23 protein-coding genes are annotated in these 21146 nt (G+C 62.9%); 14 read left to right on the forward strand and 9 right to left on the reverse strand.

The window, feature by feature from the left end; translation table 11 throughout:
* Positions 1 to 69: 69 nt before the first annotated feature.
* Positions 70 to 1272 (forward strand): NAD(P)/FAD-dependent oxidoreductase, encoded by a 1203-nt coding sequence (locus DM807_RS18630; RefSeq protein ID WP_069942480.1) that lies wholly within the window; start codon positions 70 to 72, stop codon positions 1270 to 1272.
* A 61-nt stretch (positions 1273 to 1333) separates the two neighbouring features.
* Here DM807_RS18630 and DM807_RS18635 read toward each other — a convergent pair whose 3' ends face one another.
* Entirely contained in the window at positions 1334 to 1945 is a 612-nt protein-coding gene (locus tag DM807_RS18635; RefSeq protein ID WP_012272543.1) for an FMN-dependent NADH-azoreductase, read from the reverse strand.
* A gap of 133 nt (positions 1946 to 2078) precedes the next feature.
* On the opposite strand from DM807_RS18635, the gene DM807_RS18640 reads away from it, so the two are divergent.
* Both DM807_RS18640 and DM807_RS18645 read left to right on the forward strand, forming a co-directional pair.
* Entirely contained in the window at positions 2079 to 2981 is a 903-nt protein-coding gene (locus tag DM807_RS18640; protein ID WP_012272544.1) for a LysR substrate-binding domain-containing protein, read from the forward strand.
* On the forward strand, positions 2974 to 3333 hold the full coding sequence (locus DM807_RS18645; protein WP_012272545.1) for an MmcQ/YjbR family DNA-binding protein: 360 nt from the start codon (positions 2974 to 2976) through the stop codon (positions 3331 to 3333). The genes DM807_RS18640 and DM807_RS18645 overlap by 8 nt, the downstream gene beginning before the upstream one ends.
* Positions 3334 to 3371: 38 nt before the next feature.
* Here DM807_RS18645 and DM807_RS18650 read toward each other — a convergent pair whose 3' ends face one another.
* The gene (locus DM807_RS18650; RefSeq protein WP_069942478.1) at positions 3372 to 3785 is read right to left on the reverse strand and encodes a DUF1294 domain-containing protein; all 414 of its coding nucleotides are present in this window, start codon (positions 3783 to 3785) and stop codon (positions 3372 to 3374) included.
* Complete coding sequence (locus DM807_RS18655; RefSeq protein WP_012272547.1) at positions 3778 to 4608, reverse strand: undecaprenyl-diphosphate phosphatase; 831 nt, start codon at positions 4606 to 4608, stop codon at positions 3778 to 3780. The genes DM807_RS18650 and DM807_RS18655 overlap by 8 nt, the downstream gene beginning before the upstream one ends.
* A gap of 299 nt (positions 4609 to 4907) precedes the next feature.
* On the opposite strand from DM807_RS18655, the gene mcpP reads away from it, so the two are divergent.
* The 11 genes from mcpP (at position 4908) to DM807_RS18710 (ending at position 16717) form a co-directional block, all read left to right on the forward strand.
* Positions 4908 to 6542: a methyl-accepting chemotaxis protein McpP gene (gene mcpP / locus DM807_RS18660; RefSeq protein ID WP_060514105.1), complete on the forward strand. Its 1635-nt coding sequence runs from the start codon at positions 4908 to 4910 to the stop codon at positions 6540 to 6542.
* 194 nt (positions 6543 to 6736) lie between these two features.
* Entirely contained in the window at positions 6737 to 7303 is a 567-nt protein-coding gene (gene pnuC, locus DM807_RS18665) for a nicotinamide riboside transporter PnuC (RefSeq protein ID WP_012272549.1), read from the forward strand.
* The gene (locus DM807_RS18670; protein WP_012272550.1) at positions 7300 to 7869 is read left to right on the forward strand and encodes an AAA family ATPase; all 570 of its coding nucleotides are present in this window, start codon (positions 7300 to 7302) and stop codon (positions 7867 to 7869) included. Before pnuC ends, DM807_RS18670 begins: the two co-directional genes overlap by 4 nt.
* A 297-nt stretch (positions 7870 to 8166) precedes the next feature.
* Positions 8167 to 8607, forward strand: coding sequence for a hypothetical protein (locus DM807_RS18675; protein WP_012272551.1), 441 nt, complete (start codon positions 8167 to 8169; stop codon positions 8605 to 8607).
* 1 nt (position 8608) lies between these two features.
* The gene (locus tag DM807_RS18680) at positions 8609 to 9187 is read left to right on the forward strand and encodes a hypothetical protein (RefSeq protein ID WP_012272552.1); all 579 of its coding nucleotides are present in this window, start codon (positions 8609 to 8611) and stop codon (positions 9185 to 9187) included.
* 49 nt (positions 9188 to 9236) lie between these two features.
* Positions 9237 to 10688 carry an autotransporter outer membrane beta-barrel domain-containing protein gene (locus tag DM807_RS18685; RefSeq protein WP_012272553.1) on the forward strand — a complete coding sequence of 484 codons (1452 nt, stop codon included), beginning with the start codon at positions 9237 to 9239 and terminating at the stop codon, positions 10686 to 10688.
* Between the two features lie 62 nt (positions 10689 to 10750).
* Entirely contained in the window at positions 10751 to 11431 is a 681-nt protein-coding gene (locus DM807_RS18690; RefSeq protein WP_012272554.1) for a C39 family peptidase, read from the forward strand.
* Positions 11432 to 11476: 45 nt separating this feature from the next.
* On the forward strand, positions 11477 to 12229 hold the full coding sequence (locus tag DM807_RS18695) for a hypothetical protein (RefSeq protein ID WP_012272555.1): 753 nt from the start codon (positions 11477 to 11479) through the stop codon (positions 12227 to 12229).
* Between the two features lie 46 nt (positions 12230 to 12275).
* Positions 12276 to 13556, forward strand: coding sequence for a hypothetical protein (locus DM807_RS18700; protein WP_012272556.1), 1281 nt, complete (start codon positions 12276 to 12278; stop codon positions 13554 to 13556).
* Positions 13557 to 13692: 136 nt separating this feature from the next.
* Positions 13693 to 15894, forward strand: coding sequence for a sulfatase-like hydrolase/transferase (locus DM807_RS18705; RefSeq protein ID WP_179027701.1), 2202 nt, complete (start codon positions 13693 to 13695; stop codon positions 15892 to 15894).
* 94 nt (positions 15895 to 15988) lie between these two features.
* A complete protein-coding gene (locus tag DM807_RS18710) occupies positions 15989 to 16717 on the forward strand; it encodes a DUF899 domain-containing protein (RefSeq protein ID WP_179027702.1) in 729 nt (242 codons plus the stop codon).
* 18 nt (positions 16718 to 16735) lie between these two features.
* Here DM807_RS18710 and ureG read toward each other — a convergent pair whose 3' ends face one another.
* From ureG to DM807_RS18740, 6 genes are read right to left on the reverse strand one after another with little or no spacing between them, the layout of a single operon-like run.
* The gene (ureG, locus tag DM807_RS18715; RefSeq protein ID WP_010953755.1) at positions 16736 to 17359 is read right to left on the reverse strand and encodes an urease accessory protein UreG; all 624 of its coding nucleotides are present in this window, start codon (positions 17357 to 17359) and stop codon (positions 16736 to 16738) included.
* An 11-nt stretch (positions 17360 to 17370) separates the two neighbouring features.
* Complete coding sequence (locus DM807_RS18720) at positions 17371 to 18045, reverse strand: urease accessory protein UreF (protein ID WP_012272559.1); 675 nt, start codon at positions 18043 to 18045, stop codon at positions 17371 to 17373.
* Entirely contained in the window at positions 18045 to 18590 is a 546-nt protein-coding gene (locus tag DM807_RS18725; RefSeq protein WP_012272560.1) for a HupE/UreJ family protein, read from the reverse strand. The genes DM807_RS18720 and DM807_RS18725 overlap by 1 nt, the downstream gene beginning before the upstream one ends.
* Positions 18591 to 18608: 18 nt before the next feature.
* The gene (ureE, locus tag DM807_RS18730) at positions 18609 to 19106 is read right to left on the reverse strand and encodes an urease accessory protein UreE (protein WP_012272561.1); all 498 of its coding nucleotides are present in this window, start codon (positions 19104 to 19106) and stop codon (positions 18609 to 18611) included.
* Positions 19107 to 19116: 10 nt separating this feature from the next.
* A complete protein-coding gene (ureC, locus tag DM807_RS18735) occupies positions 19117 to 20820 on the reverse strand; it encodes an urease subunit alpha (RefSeq protein WP_012272562.1) in 1704 nt (567 codons plus the stop codon).
* Positions 20817 to 21134, reverse strand: coding sequence for an urease subunit beta (locus tag DM807_RS18740; protein ID WP_012272563.1), 318 nt, complete (start codon positions 21132 to 21134; stop codon positions 20817 to 20819). Before DM807_RS18740 ends, ureC begins: the two co-directional genes overlap by 4 nt.
* Positions 21135 to 21146: the final 12 nt, after the last annotated feature.

Raw genomic sequence — 21146 nt, forward strand, 5'->3', positions numbered from 1 at the left:
AGGCGCTGGTAACACCGTTGACCCGCAATTGGGTCTACCTTGTCATCCGAACTTCAAAGGAGCACAACCATGAAGCAGATCCTGATCATTGGCGCGGGCTTTGCCGGCCTGTGGAGCGCGCTCAGCGCCATCCGTCAGCTTGACCTCAACGGCAGCAAGGATGTCGAGGTCACCCTGCTTGCGCCTCAGGCCGAGCTGCATGTGCGTCCGCGTTTCTACGAGCCCGACGTACACACCATGGCCGCGCCGCTGCAGGCGCTGTTCGATGCCGTCAATGTCCGCTTCGTGCAAGGCACCGCCTGCCATATTGATGAAGGGGCGCGCCGAGTCAGCTATCGCACCCCCAGCGGCACGTCGTGCGCCCTGCCCTACGACCGCCTGATCATGGCCTGTGGCAGCGAGCTGAACCGGCCTGACAGGGTCGGTATCGAACATGCCTTCGATGTCGACAAACTCGAGAGTGCCGCACGCCTGGAAACCCATCTCAAGTCGCTGGAAAGGCTGCCCGACACGCCGGCACGCAATACCGTGGTGGTGGCCGGGGGCGGCTTTACCGGCATAGAGACCGCCACCGAACTACCGGCCCGCTTGCGCGCGATACTGGGTGAAGACGCTGCGTTGCGTGTGGTGATAGTCGACCGAGGCGCAAGAATTGGCGCGGCCCTGGGTGACGGCATCCGCCCGAGCATCGAGCAGGCAAGCGAGGCGTTGGGCGTGGAATGGATCTGTGGCGCTACGGTGGCTTCGGTAGACCCTGCCGGCGTGCTGCTGGACAACGGCCAACGCATCGACGCGGGTACGGTGATCTGGACTGTGGGCTTCAAGGCCAACCCGCTCACCGAGCAGATCAGTGGCGAGCGCGACCATCAGGGGCGCCTGCACGTCGATGGCAACCTCAAGGTCAAGGGTAGTGATTCGGTGTATGCCGCTGGAGACGTGGCTTACGCCGCCTGTGACGAACTTGGCAACCATGCGGTGATGTCTTGCCAGCACGCGATTGCGCTGGGGCGTCATGCGGGCAACAATGCGGCCGCCGAACTGGTTGGCGTGGCGCCGAAGACCTACAGCCAGCCCAAGTACGTGACTTGCCTTGACCTGGGCGCCTGGGGTGCGGTGTATACCGAGGGATGGGAACGTACGGTGTCACCACCGCAGGACAAGGCCGAGGCCAAAATACTGAAATCGCAAATCAATACCGTGTGGATTTACCCGCCAGCAGCCGATCGCACAGCAGCACTGGCTGCGGCTGATCCGGCGATCCCGGTAGCGTAAGGCTGTCGCGCCCCCGCTGTGGGGGCGCGAAAACCTTCATGTTCCGAGCAGGGCCGTTGAATCAGGCCACAGCAAACAGCTCATTGGCAATCTGCGCCTGTGCAGCATCAATCGCCTGGCTGCGCTGCTCCGGGCCATAGGCCAGGCCATGGGCGCGAACAATTTCCAGGTCGGTGACACCGATAAAGCCCAGGAACACTTTCAGGAAATCTTCATGCCCGGCGCCAGTCGGCTGGCCAGCGTGCAGGCCACCGGCGGTGGAAACCAGCACCACTTTCTTGTCACCGCACAGGCCTTCGGGGCCAGCTTCGGTGTAGCGGAAGGTCTTGCCGGCGACAGCGACGCGGTCGATCCAGGCCTTGAGCTGGGTCGGCACGGTGAAGTTGTACATCGGCGCGCCAATCACAACAGCGTCGGCAGCCAGGAATTCTTCCAGGGTCTCGGCGCTCAGCTTGGCTTCGAAAGCCTGGGCGGCGTCACGCACGTCTTCAGGGGTGCCCGCAGCTACCAGGGTAGCGGCAGAGAAGTGGGCGATGGCATCGGCCGCCAGGTCGCGGTAAACCACCTCGACGCTTGGGTCTGCAGCCTTCCAGGCCTCGACCACTTCGCGGCTCAGCTGGCGGGAGGCGGAATTGTCGCCCAGGATGCTCGAATCGATGTGCAACAGTTTCATGGGACTCTCCTGTTATTGAAGACCGCATCAGTGGGCGATCACGATGGGGAGAATCCTACCGAGGTGAGCAATGGCTGATAAGCTGGCAAAAATGCGTTAGTTTGTCCCACAGGTGGAACAGTGAGACATTCCCATGCAAGACCTCAACGACCTCTTTTACTTCGCACGCGTGGTCGAAGCCGGCGGGTTCGCCGCCGCCGGGCGCCAGCTAGGCATCCCCAAGTCGCGCCTGTCACGGCGTATCGCCGAACTTGAAGAGCGCCTGGGCACACGCCTGCTGCAACGCACCACCCGGCAACTCAAGCTCACCGCGGTAGGTGAGCGCTACCTGCATCATTGCCAGGCCATGCTGTTGGAGGCCGAAGCTGCCGATGAAACCGTGGCCAGCATGAGCAGCGAACCACGCGGGCGTTTGCGCGTGTCATGCCCGGTAGCTCTGGCGCATGCGTTCCTGCCGGATGTGATCAGCCGCTTTCTTGAGCAGTACCCGCTGGTGCAATTGGACATGGTGCTGATCAACCGCCGGGTAGACCTGATTTCCGAAGGTATCGATGTGGCGTTGCGCGTACGCGACCTGGGCGACGAAGACCCGGCCCTGGTTACCCGCCGCCTGCGCCAGGCGCAAATGCAACTGGTGGCCGCGCCCGGTTTCGCTGACCACATTCGTGAACCAGGCGAGTTGGCGTCATTACCGGTGCTGGGCGCCGCCGAGGCAGACCGGCTGGTGCACTTCCGCCTGCTCGGCCCCGATGGCAAGCAGCAGGAAATCGCCCTGGAGCCACGCTTGGCGATCGATGATTTCGTAGTACGTAATGCTGCTGTACGAGCCGGCCTGGGTTTCACTGCGTTGCCCAGCATGTTTTGTGAAGAAGAACTGGAGCGCGGCGAACTGGTGCGCCTGCTGCCAGACTGGTCGCTACCGGGTGGCTATCTGCAGGCGGTGTATCCCCATCGGCGTGGTTTGCTGCCTGCAGTGCGGGTGTGGATCGATCACCTGGCGGCATCATTCGAAGCCTGTGGAGAGCGGTATGTCTGAGCGAAAGATGAGCCAAGCCCAGGTGGCGGCGTTTTGCCTGAGCCTGCCGGGTGCGCGGGAAGACTACAAATGGGGCGGCATCCGGGTGTTCTCGGTGGCGGGCAACAAGATGTTCGCGGTACTCGACCTGGCCGGCGCAGGCTTGTCGTTCAAGGTGGCCGACGAGCTGTTTCTCGGCTATTGCGACCGCCCTGGGGTTCGGCCGGCGCCATACCTGGCGCGGGCGAAGTGGGTCAGCATGGCACTGCCCTACCCAATGGGGCGTGATGAGCTGTGTGACTTATTGCAGCGCTCGCATCAATTGGTGGTGCGACGCCTGCCCAAGCGGTTGCAGGTGGGGCTGGTCATGTGATCGACCTGTACCCGCGTAAAGGCCGGTACAGGTAAACCTCAAGCAAAGGGCAGATAGCGCCCTTCAAAAAACAGCCAGTCGGCCCAGAACACTTGGTGCACCAGCACAATCCCCCAGCACACCAACTGGTACGAGACCTTGCGGGTCTTGTGTCGGAACAGCTGCTGCGCCAACAGCGCCCCCGGCCAGCCGCCCAGCAATTCACTGGCATGCAGCACTTTTTCCGGTGTGCGCCAGGCCTGGGTACGCGCCTGCCGTTTATCCTGCCAGTACAGCAACAGGCTGATCAGGCTCATCGCCGGGTACAGCGCCAGCGGCCACCAGGCCTGGTCGTTCCAGGCCATGCGCGCCGCACCCAGGCCTGGCAACAGGCACAGCAGGCCTAACAGCAACAGCTTCAGGCGCACATTGCGCACGCCTTCGGCTCGTTGCCCGCGCAGTGCCTCAGCCATGTGCGGTCGACCAGTCAACCCAGCCAAACTGCCAGGTCGCCAGAATCAGCAGGCCGAACACGATACGGTACCAGGCGAATGCCGCGTAGCTATGGTTGGCAATGAATTTGAGCAACGCCCGTACGGCGATCATGGCGAAGATGAACGAAGTCACGAAGCCAATCGCAAACACCGGCAGGTCAGCGGGCTGGAACAGGTCGCGGTACTTGTAGCCCGAATACACCGCTGCACCGACCATGGTTGGCATTGCCAGGAAGAACGAGAACTCGGTCGCTGCCTTGCGCGACAGGCCAAACAGCAGGCCACCGATAATGGTCGAGCCGGAGCGTGACGTGCCCGGGATCATCGCCAGGCACTGGACAAAGCCGATTTTCAACGCATGGCTCCAGCGCATGTCGTCCACATGGTCCACCTGCACACGATGCTCGCGGCGCTCGGCCCAGAGCATGATGACGCCGCCGACCACCAGTGCCGTTGCCACGGTGATCGGGTTGAACAGGTACTCGTGAATCAGGTCGGCGAACAGCACGCCCAGGACCACCGCCGGCATGAACGCCAACAGCAGGTTGCCCGTGAAGCGGCGCGCCTTGGGCTGGCTGGTCAGGCCGAAGACCACTTCGAGAATCTTGCCGCGAAACTCCCACACCACCGCCAGGATCGCCGCCAGCTGGATGATGATATTGAAAGCCATGGCCCGTTCGCCGCCAAAACCGATCAGGTCGGCGACGATGATCTGGTGGCCGGTACTGGAGATCGGCAGAAACTCCGTCAACCCCTCGACCACGCCCAAGATGATTGCCTGGAAGGCAGTCCAAAAATCCATCATTCCCCCGATGGAGCGCTGCTCGTTGCAGGCCCCTTGTTCTTGATTTGCTTGTGATTGCCGCACGCGGCCCGGCTGTTTTACAGCGACTGTTGGGCGCAACGCCAGTAGAAAAGTTCACGCTTGTTAAAGGTTTCATCTTGCGCGGCCGAAATCCTAGCAGAGCGCCTTTGCAATCGCTTTACGCGACCTGCTGCAGACTATTACGAAGATAGCACTTAGCCATTAGTCGAGTGGGGGCTTGCTGCAAAGCATGCTTCGATGCACCTCAATAAAAAGAACAATGCGGGAGCTGGTGGATGAACACTCTGAGATCGATGTCGATCAGTCGTCGCCTGTGGCTGATCCTTGTAGTGGCGGTGGCCATGCTGGTGGTGCTGGGCCTGCTGATGCTGCGCCAGATCCACGGTGACCTGTACCAGGCCAAGGCAGAAAAGACCCGTCATGTGGTGCAGACCGCCGCCGGTGTGCTGGCCTATTACCAAGGCCTGGAGGCGGCCGGCACGCTCAGCCGCGAAGCCGCCCAGCAGCAAGCACTGCAAGTGGTGCGAGCGCTGCGCTACGACCACGACGACTATTTCTGGATCAACGACCTGGGGCCGAAGATGATCATGCATCCGGCCAACCCCAAGCTCGACGGCCAGGACCTTTCCGCCATCCGCGACCCCGATGGCTTTGCCGTGTTCAACGAAATGGTCGCCCTGGCCCGCCAGCAGGGCGCCGGCCCCGTCAACTATCGCTGGCCCAAGCCCGGCGCCAGCGAGCCGGTCGCTAAAACCTCCTATATACAGCTGTTCAAACCGTGGGGCTGGATCATCGGTTCGGGCGTGTACGTCGATGACGTACAGGCCGAGTTCGCTCGCCAGCTACGCGACGCCTCGCTGGTCGGCGTGGGCATTGCCCTGTTGATGGCGCTGTTGGTCATGCTGATTGCCCGCAGCATCGCCCGCCCGTTGCAAGAAGCGGTGCAGGCGATGGGCAACATCGCCAGCGGCGAAAGCGACCTTACTCGACGGCTGGACACCCATGGCCGCGATGAAATCACCCACCTGGGCGAGCACTTCAACCGCTTCAACGGCAAGCTGCAAGGCGTGGTCGGCCAACTGCAGGGGGCGGCCCATGCGCTGGCCCAGTCCGCTGGGCACGTCGGCGACAATGCGGGCGCCGCACAACAACACAGCGCCCAGCAATCGCTGCAGATGGACCAGGTGGCCACGGCGGTGAATGAGGTGACCTACGCCGTGCAGGACGTGGCCAAGACTGCCGAACAAGCCGCCGGGGAAATGCGCACCGCACAGCAGCAGGTGACGCACGGCCAGCAGGCCATTCACGGCAGCCTGGCGCAAATCGATCGGCTGTCGCTGACCATCGAGCAGGCCGTGCAGGTAATCCGCGACCTGGCCGGGCACAGTACACGCATTGGCGGCGTGCTGGAGGTGATTCGCTCCATTGCCGAGCAGACCAACCTGCTGGCGCTGAACGCGGCCATCGAGGCGGCACGGGCCGGCGAGCAAGGCCGCGGTTTTGCCGTGGTCGCCGACGAGGTGCGCCTGCTGGCCCAGCGCACGGCGCAGTCAACGGCCGAAATCCACACCATGATCGAGCACCTGCAAAGCCAGTCGGACGCTGCGGTCAAGGCCATCGACACCAGCAGCGAGGCGTCACGCCAGACCGTCGAGCAAGCCCGCGAGGCCGGAGCAAGCCTGGACGCCATCAACCAGGCACTGAACAACCTCACTGCATTGAATGCATCCATCGCCAGTGCCACCTTGCAGCAGGCGCATGTGGTCGAAGAAATCAACCGCAACGTGCTGGACACCGCAGGGCTGTCCCAGCAGACCGCTGATGCGGCGCGGCAGTCCAGCGATGCCGGGATGGCGTTGGGGCAGTTGAGCGAGGAATTGGAGCAGTTACTGCGGCAGTTTCGGGTATAGCGATAGAACGCAGCGCAGCCCTTGTGGGAGCCTTGTGCCGCGAAAGGCCGGCAATCTATGCGCTGACGCCGTAATCCTGGGGCCGCTTTGCGGCCCTTTCGCGACGCAAGGCCGCTCCCTCACGGCCCTACACCTTCCCCGGCCGACCCGTTACAATCGCGCCCCTTCCCCGATAGTCTCTCCAAGGATCGCCGATGTCCGGCCTTGAACTCATCGCCGCCGTCCTCGGCGTCACCGCTGTCTGGCTCACGGTCAAGCAGAACGCCTGGTGCTGGCCGATCGGTCTGGTCATGGTGCTGATCTACGGCTGGCTGTTCTACGAGGTAAAGCTGTACTCGGGCATGCTGCTGCAAGTGGCCTACGCCATCCTGCAACTGTACGGCTGGTGGCAGTGGAAGCGCCCCGAGCACGCAGAAGAAGCCCGCCAGGTCTCCCGCCTGCAACGCCCGGCGCTGTTCACCGGCCTGGCCGCCGGGGTGCTGCTGAGCGCCGCCCTGGGCGCGGCCATGGCCAATTGGACCGATGCTGCCCTGCCCTGGCTGGACGCCACCCTGACCGGCTTCAGCCTGGTGGCGCAACTGTGGATGGCACAGAAACGCCTGCAGTGCTGGCCATTGTGGGTGGTGGTCGACATCATCTATGTAGGCCAATACCTGCACCAGCAGCTGTATTTCACCGCAGGCTTCTTCGCCGTACTCACCCTGATTGCCCTGCGCGGCTGGCTGGAATGGCGCCGTGACCCGGCATTGGTGCAGCCATGAACGCAGAGCAGGCCATGAAGGTACTGGTGCTATGCGGCCCCGAGTCCAGCGGCAAAAGCTGGCTTGGCGGGGTGATCCAGGCGCATTTCGGTGGCGTGGTAGTGGCCGAGTACGTGCGCCATTTCATCGACCAGGAACGCCGCGATACCTGCTACGCCGACATTCCCGCCATCGCCCGCGGGCAACTGGCCTGGGAAGACCGGGCACGCGAGCAGGCACCGCCGCTGCTGATTCTGGACACCCACCTGCTCAGCAATATGCTCTGGAGCCAAGCGCTGTTCGATGACTGCCCGACCTGGCTTGAACAGGCACTGCTGGCGCGGCGTTACGACCTGCACCTGTTGCTTAGCCCGCAAGGGGTGGATTGGGTTGGCGATGGCCAGCGTTGCCAGCCCGACCTTGGCGACCGCCAACGCTTTTTCGACGACAGCCTGGCCTGGCTGAAGCGGCACAATCAGCCGCACCAGATACTTGAGGGCAATTGGCCGCAGCGCCAATTGCTGGCCTTGCAAGCAGTTGCTACGCTGCTTGATAGCGATACGCCAGCCTGCCCGACCGAGTGTTAAGCCCCTGACACACTCCGTTGGGGCAAAGCCCCCGAAATTGCGGGGCTTTCCCCCGCTTCGGGCACAGTGTCAAGCTCATGAAACACCCTTGCAAAAACCCTTCCAATCAAGGCCACTGCTGGCTTGCCTAGCAACGCTTGCGGCCGGCTGTTTCATCACTGAGACAGAATACGCCGCAGTTTGTTAGCCATCCAGGCTAACCGCTTGATCTGCAAACGCTTCTCAAAAACGGCACACCTTCTGCTCTGTTGTTCGCATCGCTGAACAGGGCCAGCGCTCAAAGAAGGAGTTGCCGTCGTGAGGAAAAGAGACAAACGCCTCCATCACCTGCTGTTGGTAGGTTGCGTATTGGGGTCATTGAGCCTGACGGCCCAAGCGGACAACGGGATCATCATCATCAAGCGCGACGTGCAGGTACGCAACGCGACGATCCCTCCCCTGATCCCAGACCCAAGCCCTACCACGGTCAACGCCAACCCTTCTGCCTACGTGCTCAAGCAAACCAACGAACTGAGTGATGGCGACTTCGCCAGCATCAGCAGCGGCGCAGGCATCAGCAACATGATCACCCAGCAGACCAACAACCTGGGCGGTAACCTCGGTAACCAGAACCAATTACCCAATCTGTCGGGCGGGCGCGGCACCGGTGGCTCAGGTAACGGCATCGCCAACATGGTCAACTCAAGTGTGCAGCGTGGCCTCGCGCCGCTGCAGATCCTGACCGGCGGGGGCAAGTGAGATGAAGCACATGCTGCTGATTCTGGCCGCCCTGTGCAGCGCACCGGCCTTCGCGCAATCCTTGGTTCCAGTCATCAACAACGCCGACATCGACAGCTCCGGTAGCCGCTATCAGGGCAACCTGTCGGTCAACCAGGCCGCTGGCGACAAGCAGCAACAGGTCAATGCGCGCGCCATCGCCGTCGGCCCTGAAGCAAACGCCAGCACGCAGATCCGCCAACGCCTGAACACCCCCGCCGACCCCGCGATGGATGCCCGCTCGACCATCCAGGGCAACGCCTTCAGCAACGGCAGTGGCGCCCTGGGGGTCAACCAGAGCGCCGGCGCCAACACCCAGCAAGCCAACGCACTGAGCATCAGTATTGGTGCGCAGCCGCAAAGCATCGACGACAGCGTCCTCATGCAACAGAACGTGGCGCTGATCAACAACTCCGGAGCAACTGACATTCCAGCCGGCTATCGCCAGGTCACCACCAGTGATCAGGCCTTCACCGGTAGCCGTGGCGTGATCCAGTTGAACCAGAGTGCCGGGGTGGGAAACCGCATGGCCAACACCTTGAGCATCCGGGTCGCGGATTGACCCTTCAGTTAAGAACGACACTTAACCTAATAGAGTACGGAGAATCACCATGAAACCCTCGATGGCAATCAAGCCTCTGGTTTTCGCAATTGCTGCGGTCATGGCTGTTGCTGTACAAGCTGGGCAAAACGATCGGCGTAATGACCACCATAACGGCCACCATAACAATGGTCAGCACACGCCTCCACCCACCAAAATCCCTGTGTATGCAACGGCCAATGCCTGGGATACCCAATCCAGCACCGATAACCGCATCACCAACCAAGGCACCATCAACGAAGCCGAGATGAGTGACTCTGGCACAGGCTCCAGCGGCAACGTCGGCATCAACGTGGCGGCTGGTAACGGTAACCAGCAGGATAACGCCGCGGCCATTGCCAACGCCGGCTCCGAGTCGAGCCTGGACAACAGCTTCGTGTTCGGCATGGCCAACGCCACCGCCGACGTCGAGCAAACCAGCAGAAACAACCGGGTCGACAATTACTCGACCCAGTCTTCGGCTGTGATGAGCGGCTCGGCCAGCGGGGCTGAGGGCAACATCGGCATCAACATCGCCGGCGGCGACCTCAACCAGCAGAAAAACACCATGGCCATCGCCAACACCGGCGCCCCACTGGGTAACGCCACCGCCACCGCTTCGGCCAATCAGGACGGGCCAGGCCTGACGGTAAACAACGGCGCCGACCGCACCTACCGTGTGGATACGATCACCATCACCACCTCGGCCAGCGGCTCGAGCTCGCGTGATGGCACGTTCAACTCGACCGACGACCGCAGCTCGTCGTCGAGCTTCAGCGTGGCCGGCGCGCAAAGCGCCAGCTCCAGCGGCTCCAGTGGCTGGAATTCCAGCGGTTCGAGCAGCTCGAACGCCAGCGGCTCCAACAACTCCAGCGCCAGTGGCTCCAACAGCTGGGGCCTGAACGGCTCAGCCAGCGGCAGCAACAGCTCGTCGAGCAGCGCCAACCTCAACGCATCGCTGGATGCAGCAGCCAACGCTACCCGCACCCTCACCACCGATGATGGCCGTCGCGAGCGCACCCGCTCCAGCACCTTCGACGGTTCGTTGAACGCATCGCTGGATGTCTCGGTCGACAAGTCGCACGAAAGTGCCTACGACTCGTCGTTCGAGAAAGCCTTCGACTCCAACTACGACAAGTCGCATCAATCGTCGTATGACAAGTCCAAGGATTCTTCGTACACCAAGTCTCACGATTCTTCGTACGAGAATGCTTCGGCGTCTGACTTCTCGAAGTCTGGCGAAAAATCGAAACAATCCTCGAACGACGTGTCGAAGAGCTACAGCGAAAGCAGTGCTTACGACTTGAGCAATACCGTGTCCTTCCAAGTGCTGACCCCGACCGGCTGGGCCAACCCTGTTACCAACACTGCAACCCTTAGCGGTTCGGTGAACGGTGGCAGCGGCAACCTGGGCGTGAACGTGGCAGCCGGTGTGGGCAACCAGCAGAGCAACTCGCTGGCCATCTCCAACACCTCGTTCTGACCGTTGTGCTTGAGGCCCCCTTCGGGGGGCCTTTCTTCAACAGAACCGGAAGGCATCCGATCATGCGCATTATCGCCCTGGCGTTTCTGCTGTGCCTGGCCAGCGTGAGCGAAGCTGCACAAATGCCACTGTCCGTCCTGCCGGGCGGTGCTGTGGTGTTCAAACCAATCCAGAGCGTTCGCGAGCGCAAGTTCGCCGACCTGGTGCAACAAAAGACCGACTTCAGCTGCGGCGCCGCCGCGCTGGCGACCATCCTGCGCCAGGCCTACTGGCTGGATGTGGACGAACACCAGATCATCGAAGGCATGCTGGCCCACGCCGACCAGGACCTGGTGCGCACACAAGGCTTCTCGATGCTCGACATGAAACGCTACGTCGAGAGCCTGGGGATGCGTGCCCGCGGTTACCGGGTGGCCCCCGACACCCTGCACAGCGTGCGCATTCCGGTCGTGGTGCTGATGGATGTGCGCGGCTACAAGCACTTCGTGGTCATGCAGAAGGTCGACAAAGGCTGGGTGTACGTCGGTGACCCGGTGCTGGGCCACAGGCGCTACAAGATCGACGATTTCCTCAAAGGCTGGAACGGCATCATCTTCGCCGTGATCGGCCAAGGTTACGACAAGAACAACGTCCTGCTCGACCCGCCCCTGCCACTGACCGCCAAGGGCCGGGTGAACAACTTCACCCCAGTGAAGGACACCGAGCTACTGGACTTCGGCTTCATCAAAAGCGACTTCTTCTAACGACTGTTCTAATGACAAGGAGCATGATGCTCCAGGGAGCATTTCATGAAGACTTCATTGTGGCTGGCCATGGCCTGCCTGGCAGCCAGCTTGCCCAGCCACGCAGAGGCGTTCAAACCCATCGAACTGAAGGACCAGGAGCTGGCGAACCTGCGCGGCCGTTACGTGATGCCCGGACGAATCGTGAGCTTCGGCATCGTCATGTCCAGCACCTGGCAAAATGCCAAGGGCGATGTGATCGGGGCAACGTCAACGCTGCAGGTTCAGCAGTCGACCATCAAGCCTCAGTTCTATGTCTCGATGATTGATGAAAAAGGCACCGGCACGGCACCGAGCGGTGCTTCCGCCGCCGGGACTGGCGTGGTCACAGGTGGCAACGGCCTTGCCACCACCGAGGGTGTGACCCAGGTGGTACGCGCGGCCGGCGACAACAATGCCGCCTACAACAACGTCGACATCAACGTGACCAAGGCCAACCAGGCTCCCGCCGTACAACAGCAAGGGCAGGTACTGGCCGCCGGCCAGACCCTGGTTGGGGAGAACGGCGCTGGTGCGCTCAGTGTGTCTTCCAGCGGTGTGGGCGTGCAACTCAACATCAATGCCAGCAATAACCAAGGCAGCAGCATGCAGCGGCTGGCCCAAGGCGGCCTGATGCAGAACTCGACACTGCTCGGCAACGGCAACCTGGTCAGCAACGTCACATCATTGAATGTCGTGATGCGTGAGAGCGTGCCGACCGCGGCTTCGCTCAACGGCAGCCTTGACCAGCTCAAAGGTCTTCGCACCTTCGGATACTGATCTACGCTCAGTCTCATCAAAAGTAGTTGGAAGGGACGGCAACTCCATGTACCGATCTTTTACGCTTAGAGCTTTTGTGTGTTTCGCTACCCTGGCCCCCGCCACAGCACTTTACGCAGCCGCCGACCCTCAGGTCGAAGCGCTGAAACAGGAACTGATCGAACTCAAACGTCGGTACGAGGCACAGCAACAGGCACTGATGGTGCTGGAGCAACGCGTGCGCCAGGTTGAGGAGGCCCCTGCAGCGGCGCCGCCCAAACGCCTGGTCAAGTCCCCCGCCGAGGGGGTGAAGGGTGCGCAGACTGTCGCTTCTGGCACGCCTGGCACCACTGGTAGCTCGTACGGGCAGGCGCTGACGGCCGATTCCGAACCGGCGCAAAGCGTTTCCAACCTCTATGACGAAGCCAGCGGGTTCTTTGGCGGCGGCAAGTTCAGCTTCGAAACAGGCGTCACGTATACCCATTACGATACCCGGGCGCTTACGCTCAATGGCTTCCTGGCGCTGGACTCGATCTTTCTGGGCAGCATCAACCTTGACCGGATCAAGGCCGACAACTGGACCCTGGACATGACTGCGCGCTACAACCTGGCGCAGCGTTGGCAGTTCGATATCAACGTGCCCGTGGTGTACCGCGAGTCCACCTACTCGTCTGGCGGCGCCGGTGGCGCCGGGGCCAGTACCTCCGATGCAACCGTCACTCGCGACCCGGAAATTGGCGATGTCAACGTTGGAGTGGCCTACAAGTTCCTCGACGAGGACGAAACCTGGCCTGACGCCGTCGCCACCCTGCGGGTCAAGGCGCCGACCGGCAAGGACCCGTATGGCATCAAGCTGCGCGAGGTAGACGGCAACAGCAACCTGTCGGTGCCGGAAAGCCTGCCCACCGGCAACGGCGTATGGTCGATCACACCGGGTATCTCGCTGGTCAAGACCTTCGACCCGGCTGTGCTGTTCGGCAGCCTGTCCTACACCTACAACATGCAGGACTCGTTCAGCGACATCAGCCCGCAGGTCAACAGCAAGGTGCCGGGTGACGTCAAGCTCGGCGACTCGTGGCAGATCGGCGGCGGTATCGCCTTTGCCCTGAACGAGAAGATGAGCATGTCGTTCTCGGTGTCCGACCAGTTCGCCCGCAAGAGCAAGATCAAACCCGATGGCGGTGACTGGCAATCGATCTCCAACAGTGACTACAACGCCGCCAACTTCAACATCGGCCTGACCTTCGCCGCCACCAACAACCTGACCATCGTGCCCAACCTGTCCATTGGTCTGACCGACGATGCCCCAGACTTCTCCTTCAGCCTGAAATTCCCTTACTACTTCTGAGACTCGCCATCGGCCGAGCCCGTGCGAACGGGCCCGGCTTTTGGTTACCAGCCTTGTAACCGCCCGCCTTCCCTGCCCCGGCCTGTTATCATCAAGCACAGATGCATGACGATTTAATGGCAAAAGGGAAGTTTTTGTGAAGAACCTGTCCGACCACCCACGCACCCGGCTTGCCGCTTTGGCAGCCTTGGTGTTGGTGATCCCACTGGGTACGCGCGCCATGCTGGGTTGGTCCAACCCGCTCGGTTACCTGTCCGACCTCGCCCTCGGCAGCCTGCTGGTGCTGTTGCTGCACCGCCGGCCGTGGTGGCTGGCACTGCCCGTGCTGCTGGCCTGGGCGGCCCTGTGGGTAGCCTCGGCCGAACTCGTAAGCGCGGTGGGCCGGTTGCCCACCAGCGCCGACCTGACCTACCTGCTCGACCCGCAGTTCATGGAGAACTCCACCGGTGGCGGCCTGGCCCATGCCTGGCTGCCTTGGGTGCTGGGCAGTGCTCTGCTGGCCTGGCTGGCCTGTGCCTGGCGCAGCCGCGCACAGCGTGGCCAGCCACTGCCGCGCAAGGCCTGGGCCATCCCCGTACTGCTGTTTGGCGCCCACTGGGGCAGCCAGCAACTGGTGCCTTCCGATGCCGACCAGTGGCGGCAATACAACCTCACCCACCAGCTGATGTCTGCCGGGGCTGGCAACCTGCAACGCCAGGTCGAAGGCTGGCTTGGCCGTACGCAACCCTTCACCCCGCTGGCCAGCAGCGGCTTGACCCAATCCGACCTGCATGGGCAAAGGCTGTTTACCGGCCCGGGAACTGCCCGCAACCTGCTGGTCATCACCATGGAAGGCATCCCCGGCGCTTACCTGCGGCCCAACCGCCAGGCGCTGAACAGTCGTTTCGACGAAGACCTGATGCCCAAGCTCAGCAAGTGGGCCGAGCGCGGCATGAACACCCCGGACTACGTGCTGCACACCCACCAGACCATCCGCGGCCTGTACGCGATGCTGTGCGGCGACTACGACAAGCTGGCCAATGGCACGCCCAAGGGCGTGGAGCTGCTGACCCAGAACGAGCGCAACCAGGCTTGCCTGCCAGCACAGTTGCGCCAGGCCGGTTTCACTACCCACTACCTGCAAGGCGCGGGCCTGCGCTTCATGGCCAAGGACCGCATCATGCCGCACATCGGTTTCGATTCGGTGCATGGCCTGGAGTGGTTCCGCAACAAGAACTACCTGGACTTCCCATGGGGCAAGGATGACCGCGCCTTCTTCGAGGGTGCCCTGGGCTACGTCGGCCAGTTGCAGAAGCAGGACAAGCCATGGATGCTGACCCTGCTCACCGTGGGCACCCACCAGCCCTACTCGGCGCCGGCCGAGTACCTCGAGCGCTACGACACGCCGAAACAGGCAGCGGTCGCCTACCTGGACGACGCCGTCGGGGCATTTCTCGACAACCTCGAACGCCAGGGCGTACTCAAGGACACGCTGGTGGTGCTGACGTCCGACGAGTCCCATGGCATCGATGGCGTGCGCCTGGCTTCGTCCTGGGGCTTCAACCTTACCCTGGCGCCGGAGCAGGCCCAGCTACCGACCATCAAGCGCGGCACCTACGGCCACATCGACCTGGCCACCTCGTTGCTCGACTACTTCGCACTGCCCATTCCTGTCGCGCTTGGCGGTCGCTCGCTGTACCGGGACTACGACACCGGCCGCGAGATGATCTCCTACACCAACGGCATGCTGCGCTACCACAACGGCCAGGGCGTGTTCACCGAATGTGACTTCCAGCAGCGCTGCCGGCGTTATGCCAGCGAGGGCTTCATCGCCGACCAGGCCCGCTATCTTGGGCCAGGCGACAGCCTGCTGGGCCAGCAGATCGGCGCCCTGGCCGGGGTGCTCGACCAATCCCTGCTGCAAACCCCGCTCAACCTGCGCTACCAATTCGGCGGCCCTTCGCCGATCAAGTTGCGCAAGCGCATCCACGATGACTGGGCCGACAACCTGATTGGCGCACAGTACCTGGAAATGCCGGAAGGCTCGCACACCCGTGTGCGGGTCAAGGTACGCTCGCTGGACCCTAAACGTGCGGCCTATATCCAGCTCAAGGCCAAGCAGTTGGAGCAGGACGTACCCTTGGGCCTGCCACACGAGGTAAAGGTCACCGCCGACGAGCCGCTGGAGATGGAGTTCAGCTTCGACAACCCGACCGAGCGCAAGGCGTTTTCCTTCCATTTGCTGGGCTATGGCGGCGGCAAGGTGGAAGTCAGCGATTTCAGCGTGATCACCGCCCTGTCTGGCGAGGATGACGGCGCCGATGAGCTTGCCGAGGGGCATATCGCCCACTCGGGCTGAGCAAGGTACCGCTCATCGCCCGGCCACCGGTGCCTGTCGATTCGACCTGGGCGTGCTCGACTAAGGTGTGAATCCCCAGCGTGGAGACAGCACCATGAGCACTAGCGACAGCAGGCAACCGGTGGTTTCTCGCAGCCAGTGGCTGGCAGCTCGCCGGCAACTCTGGCTGCACGAAAAAGCCTTTACCCACCACCGCGACGCGCTGGCCGCAGCCCGTCGCGCCCTACCTTGGGTCAAAGTCGAACACGACTATCGTTTCAACGGGCCGGACGGCGAGTTGAGCCTGGCCGACCTGTTCGCGGGTCGCAGCCAATTGCTGCTTTACCATTTCATGTTCGCCGAGGGCTGGAGCGAGGGCTGCCCCGGTTGTTCGTTCCTGGCTGACCATTTTGACGGTGCCAACTTGCACCTTGCACACCACGACGTGTCCCTGGTTGCGGTATCGCGGGCACCGTATGCCGAGTTCCAGGCGTTCCGTCGGCGCATGGGCTGGCAGTTCCCGTGGTACTCGTCACACGGCAGCGGTTTCAACGAAGACTTTGGCGTAAGTGTCGGCAACGAGGGTGAACGGCAGTACAACTATGAGCCGTATAACGGCAGTGAAAGCGAGCTGCCTGGCTTGAGTGCGTTCTACCGCGAAGCGGACGGCAGCGTGTACCACACCTACTCAACCTACGCCCGCGGGCTGGACATCCTGGTCAATACCTACAACTTCCTCGACATTGCGCCACTGGGACGCAATGAAGGCGGGACCATGGACTGGGTGCGGCACCATGACCGCTATGAAGGGCAGCCAGACAAGGCACACTGCTGTCACAACTGATACAGGGGCCGCACGATGTCAGCCACGCACACCCAGCATCCCGCGCTCGACGATGAAGTCGATCACCGCCTGCAGCCCTTCGCCCTTCTTCAGGTTGCTGAAGGTCCAGGGCCGCTGCGGCCGCATGCGCTGGGTGTCGCGCTCCATCACTTCCAATGAAGCCCCTACATAAGGCGCCAAGTCGGTCTTGTTGATCACCAGGAAGTCCGACTTGGTAATGCCCGGCCCGCCCTTGCGGGGGATCTTTTCGCCCTCGGCCACGTCGATCACGTAGATGGTCAAGTCAGCCAGCTCCGGGCTGAACGTAGCGCTGAGGTTGTCACCGCCGCTTTCCACGAAGATGACTTCGAGGTTACCGAACTTGCGTGCCAGCGCTTCGACCGCCGCCAGGTTCATCGAAGCGTCTTCCCGAATAGCCGTATGTGGGCAGCCGCCGGTTTCCACGCCAACGATGCGCTCAGGCTCCAGGGCGCCGGCCTCGGTGAGGATGCGCTGGTCTTCCTTGGTGTAGATATCGTTGGTCACCACGGCAATCTGGTAGTGATCACGCATGGCCTTGCACAGCGCTTCCAGCAGCGCGGTCTTGCCAGAGCCGACCGGGCCGCCGACACCGACGCGCAGGGGTTGTTGATAGCTTTGCATGCAGGCAGTCCTCAGGAACGGAACAAACGGGTGTATTGGGTTTCGTGACGCGATGAAGCAATGGCCAGCAGTGGCAGGCCACCGCCGAGCTGGTCGTCGCCCAGGCCCAGTGCCTGGTCGAGCGCAGCGGGCAATTCGTTGCCGAGGTCGCGCAGCAAGGTCTGGGCAGCCTGCTGGCCGAACGGTACCAGCTTGACCCCGGCCATGACCGCGCCCTCCAGCCAGGCAAAACCATGGCCCAATGCCAATTGGCGCAGCGGGATGGCCCAGTGCGCGGCCAGCCAGGCCATGCCGCCCAGCTGGCTTAACTCAAGGCTGGCGCGCCAGGCCGGTGCCTGGCCCAATTGCCAGCCGTCGAGCAACCGCGCCAATGCCGCACCGCGCTGCTGTTCTTCCAGCCGCAGCTCGGCCGTTTCACGGTTGGCCAGCAAGAACCGGCTCCAATGGCCGAACGCTGCGGCATCTTCGGCCTGGCATGCGTGGTACAAGCGCGCCAGAACCGGCCAGTCGAGGCAAGCCAGGGTGTCGTGAACCTGCTCGCGTTGCCAGGCAACGAAGCCGTCCACGCCACGCACCCAGCCGGCCTCGACCGCCCACTCCAGGCCTTGCGAGTAGGTGAAGCCGCCCACCGGCAAGCCGGGGCTGGCCAGCTGCAGCAGGCGCAGCAACGCCAGGTCGCTGTTCATCAACCGGCCAGTACCAACGCGGCGCCGGCCAGCAGGCCACCGCCAAAAGCCTTTTGCAGGCCGCTGTGGCGGCGCAGCAGGCAACCGACCGCGAAGCCGGCCGCCAGCAGCAGACCGCTGACGGTGACGAAGCCAGCACTGAACTGCCAGAACGCGCTTGGCGTGGCTTCTACACCGTGGGCCCAGCCATGGAACAAGGCAAACACCGGCATGGCCATTGCCAGCAGCAACTGGCGGCTCGGCAGCAGCACCGCCCCGGCAGCCACCAGCAGCGACGCGGCAATCAGGGCTTCCATGCCCAGCACATCGCCGAACAGGTGCCCGCACACAGCGCCTGCGAACATTGCAGCCAGCGTAGCCAGGGGCAACGTCAGGCTGCGCCGAGTCAACGCGGCAAGCACCCCAGTGCCCAGCAGCATCAGCAAGTGATCGAGCCCGGTAAGCGGGTGCAACAGGCCGTCCTGCAGCGGGTTGCTGTCATGACCAGGGTGGGCAAAGGCTGGCAGCGCCAGCATCAGCAGAAACAGGGCGAAAGTCTTTTTCATCGGTTGCTCCAGGGCAGTTCAGGAATGGGCAGGCAGGCGTACGAACGGGTGATCGTGGCCATGAGCATGGCTGTGGCCATGGGGTGCACTTTGGTAAGCGCCCGCTTCCGGCTCGAACGGGGCCTGTTCGGCCTCGACCGTCAGGCCCAGGCCACGCAGCATGTCGTCCAGCACATGGTCGTGTTGAAAGCGCAGCAGGCCGGGTTCGATCTGCAGCGGCACATGGCGGTTGCCCAGATGGTAGGCGGCGCGGGCCAACAAGTGCGGGTCGGCGCAGCGCACCGTGGACACTGCCTCGGGCGCCGCCAACACGCGGATCAGGTGGGTGCCATCGGCATCGGCCAGCAGTTCACCGCCGCGCAACAGGTGGCCGCGTTCGAGCATCAAGCCGGCCTCGCGGCCATCGTCCAGGGTTAACCGCAAACGACTCTTGATGCGACTGTCCACATCGAGGGTGACGGTGCCACTCACAGCAAGCGTGCCGGGGTCGCTGATACGGCGGGTCAAGACAATCATCGGTGCTCCTTCAGAACAGAAAGTAACGCTGGGCCAGCGGCAGTTCGCTGGCCGGCTCGCACACCAGCAGCTCACCATCGGCACGCACCTGGTAGGTCTGCGCATCGACTTCTATCAGGGGCTGCAGGGTGTTGTGGACCATGTCGGGCTTGCGTACCCGACGGCAGCCGTTGACCACGCCAATCAGGCTGCGCAGGTTCAGTTCCTCGGCCAGGCCACGGTCCATGGCAGCCTGGGGCAGAAAGGTCATGCGCGTGGCATGGCGTGCCGCGCCCAACGCGCCGAACATCGGCCGGTAGTGCACCGGCTGTGGCGTTGGAATGGAGCCGTTGATGTCGCCCATCGGCGCCGTGACAATCATCCCGCCCTTGAGCACCAGGGCCGGTTTGACCGCGAAGAAAGCCGGCGACCACAGCACCAGGTCGGCCAGCTTGCCCACCTCCACCGAGCCCACTTCGTGGCCGATGCCATGGGTGAGTGCCGGGTTGATGGTGTACTTGGCGATGTAGCGTTTGACCCGGAAGTTGTCGCTGTAATAGGTGTCCGGTGCCAGCGGCCCACGGCGTAGTTTCATCTGGTGCGCGACCTGCCAGGTGCGCAGCACCACTTCGCCAACCCGGCCCATGGCCTGGGAGTCGGACGAGGTCATGGCAAAGGCGCCCATGTCGTGGAGGATGTCCTCGGCGGCGATGGTCTCGCGGCGGATGCGCGATTCGGCAAAGGCCACGTCCTCGGCGATGCTCGGGTCCAGGTGATGGCAGACCATGAGCATGTCCAGGTGCTCGTCCACGGTGTTGATCGTGTACGGCAGGGTCGGGTTGGTCGAGGACGGCAGCACGTTGGCCTGCCCCGCCGCGCGGATGATGTCCGGTGCATGGCCGCCACCGGCCCCCTCGGTGTGAAAGGTGTGGATGGTGCGGTCGCCAATGGCCGCCAAGGTGTCTTCGATGCAGCCCGACTCATTGAGGGTGTCGGTGTGAATCGCGACCTGGATGTCCATTTCCTCGGCCACACCCAGGCAGCAGTCGATGGCCGCTGGCGTCGAGCCCCAGTCCTCGTGCAGCTTGAGGCCAACTGCACCGGCCGCGATCTGTTCGCGCAGCGCTTCAGGCCGCGAGGCGTTGCCCTTGCCGAGCAAACCGATGTTGATCGGCAGGCTGTCGGCGGCCTGCAGCATGCGCGCCAGGTACCAGGGGCCCGGCGTGCAAGTGGTGGCATTGGTGCCGGTGGCAGGCCCGGTGCCGCCGCCGATGAACGTGGTGACACCGCTGTTCAGGGCCTCGTCCACCTGCTGCGGGCAAATGAAGTGGATATGCGAGTCCACCCCACCGGCGGTGACGATCTTGCCCTCGGCCGCGATTACTTCGGTCCCCGGCCCGACCGGCACGTTCACCCCTGGCTGCACATCGGGGTTGCCGGCCTTGCCGATCACCGCGATGCGCCCGTGCTTGATACCGATGTCGGCTTTGACGATGCCCCAGTGGTCGATGATCAGGGCATTGGTCAGCACCAGGTCCATGGCCTCGGCAGCCAGCATCTGGCCCTGCCCCATGCCATCGCGGATGACCTTGCCGCCGCCGAACTTCACCTCTTCGCCATAAACCGTGAAGTCCTTCTCTACCTCAACCCACAACGCGGTATCGGCCAGACGCACGCGGTCGCCCACGGTAGGGCCGAACATGTCGGCATAGGCCTGGCGGGAAATACGGCTCATGCCCTGCCCTCCAGTGCGCCCATCACCTTGCCCTGAAAGCCGTACACCTCACGTTTTCCGGCATAGGCCACCAGTTGCACGGTGCGTGCCTGGCCCGGCTCGAAGCGCACGGCCGTGCCGGCCGGTATATCCAGGCGAAAGCCCAAGGTTGGCGCACGGTCGAACACCAGCGCCTCGTTGACTTCAAAGAAGTGGTAGTGCGAGCCGACCTGCACCGGTCGGTCACCATGGTTGGCCACCGTTGCACTGACCGTTTCACGGCCACTGTTCAACTCGATGTCGCCTGCGGCGACCTGGACTTCACCTGGGATCATGCTGCCCTCATT

The sequence above is a fragment of the Pseudomonas hunanensis genome (assembly GCF_013393325.1).
Classification (GTDB): Bacteria; Pseudomonadota; Gammaproteobacteria; order Pseudomonadales; family Pseudomonadaceae; genus Aquipseudomonas; species Aquipseudomonas putida_P.

Bases quoted from the DNA above. Each gene is read 5' to 3' on its own strand.
- DM807_RS18685 (WP_012272553.1), top strand. From the start codon at position 9,237: ATGAAACCCTCGATGGCAATCAAGCCTCTGGTTTTCGCAATTGCTGCG.
- ureC (WP_012272562.1), bottom strand. From the start codon at position 20,820: ATGAGCCGTATTTCCCGCCAGGCCTATGCCGACATGTTCGGCCCTACC.
- DM807_RS18655 (WP_012272547.1), bottom strand. From the start codon at position 4,608: ATGGATTTTTGGACTGCCTTCCAGGCAATCATCTTGGGCGTGGTCGAG.
- DM807_RS18740 (WP_012272563.1), bottom strand. From the start codon at position 21,134: ATGATCCCAGGTGAAGTCCAGGTCGCCGCAGGCGACATCGAGTTGAAC.
- DM807_RS18700 (WP_012272556.1), top strand. From the start codon at position 12,276: ATGTACCGATCTTTTACGCTTAGAGCTTTTGTGTGTTTCGCTACCCTG.
- DM807_RS18690 (WP_012272554.1), top strand. From the start codon at position 10,751: ATGCGCATTATCGCCCTGGCGTTTCTGCTGTGCCTGGCCAGCGTGAGC.
- DM807_RS18670 (WP_012272550.1), top strand. From the start codon at position 7,300: ATGAACGCAGAGCAGGCCATGAAGGTACTGGTGCTATGCGGCCCCGAG.
- DM807_RS18725 (WP_012272560.1), bottom strand. From the start codon at position 18,590: ATGAAAAAGACTTTCGCCCTGTTTCTGCTGATGCTGGCGCTGCCAGCC.
- DM807_RS18650 (WP_069942478.1), bottom strand. From the start codon at position 3,785: ATGGCTGAGGCACTGCGCGGGCAACGAGCCGAAGGCGTGCGCAATGTG.
- DM807_RS18695 (WP_012272555.1), top strand. From the start codon at position 11,477: ATGAAGACTTCATTGTGGCTGGCCATGGCCTGCCTGGCAGCCAGCTTG.
- DM807_RS18645 (WP_012272545.1), top strand. From the start codon at position 2,974: ATGTCTGAGCGAAAGATGAGCCAAGCCCAGGTGGCGGCGTTTTGCCTG.
- pnuC (WP_012272549.1), top strand. From the start codon at position 6,737: ATGTCCGGCCTTGAACTCATCGCCGCCGTCCTCGGCGTCACCGCTGTC.
- DM807_RS18635 (WP_012272543.1), bottom strand. From the start codon at position 1,945: ATGAAACTGTTGCACATCGATTCGAGCATCCTGGGCGACAATTCCGCC.
- ureE (WP_012272561.1), bottom strand. From the start codon at position 19,106: ATGATTGTCTTGACCCGCCGTATCAGCGACCCCGGCACGCTTGCTGTG.
- DM807_RS18720 (WP_012272559.1), bottom strand. From the start codon at position 18,045: ATGAACAGCGACCTGGCGTTGCTGCGCCTGCTGCAGCTGGCCAGCCCC.
- ureG (WP_010953755.1), bottom strand. From the start codon at position 17,359: ATGCAAAGCTATCAACAACCCCTGCGCGTCGGTGTCGGCGGCCCGGTC.
- DM807_RS18680 (WP_012272552.1), top strand. From the start codon at position 8,609: ATGAAGCACATGCTGCTGATTCTGGCCGCCCTGTGCAGCGCACCGGCC.
- mcpP (WP_060514105.1), top strand. From the start codon at position 4,908: ATGAACACTCTGAGATCGATGTCGATCAGTCGTCGCCTGTGGCTGATC.
- DM807_RS18630 (WP_069942480.1), top strand. From the start codon at position 70: ATGAAGCAGATCCTGATCATTGGCGCGGGCTTTGCCGGCCTGTGGAGC.
- DM807_RS18640 (WP_012272544.1), top strand. From the start codon at position 2,079: ATGCAAGACCTCAACGACCTCTTTTACTTCGCACGCGTGGTCGAAGCC.
- DM807_RS18710 (WP_179027702.1), top strand. From the start codon at position 15,989: ATGAGCACTAGCGACAGCAGGCAACCGGTGGTTTCTCGCAGCCAGTGG.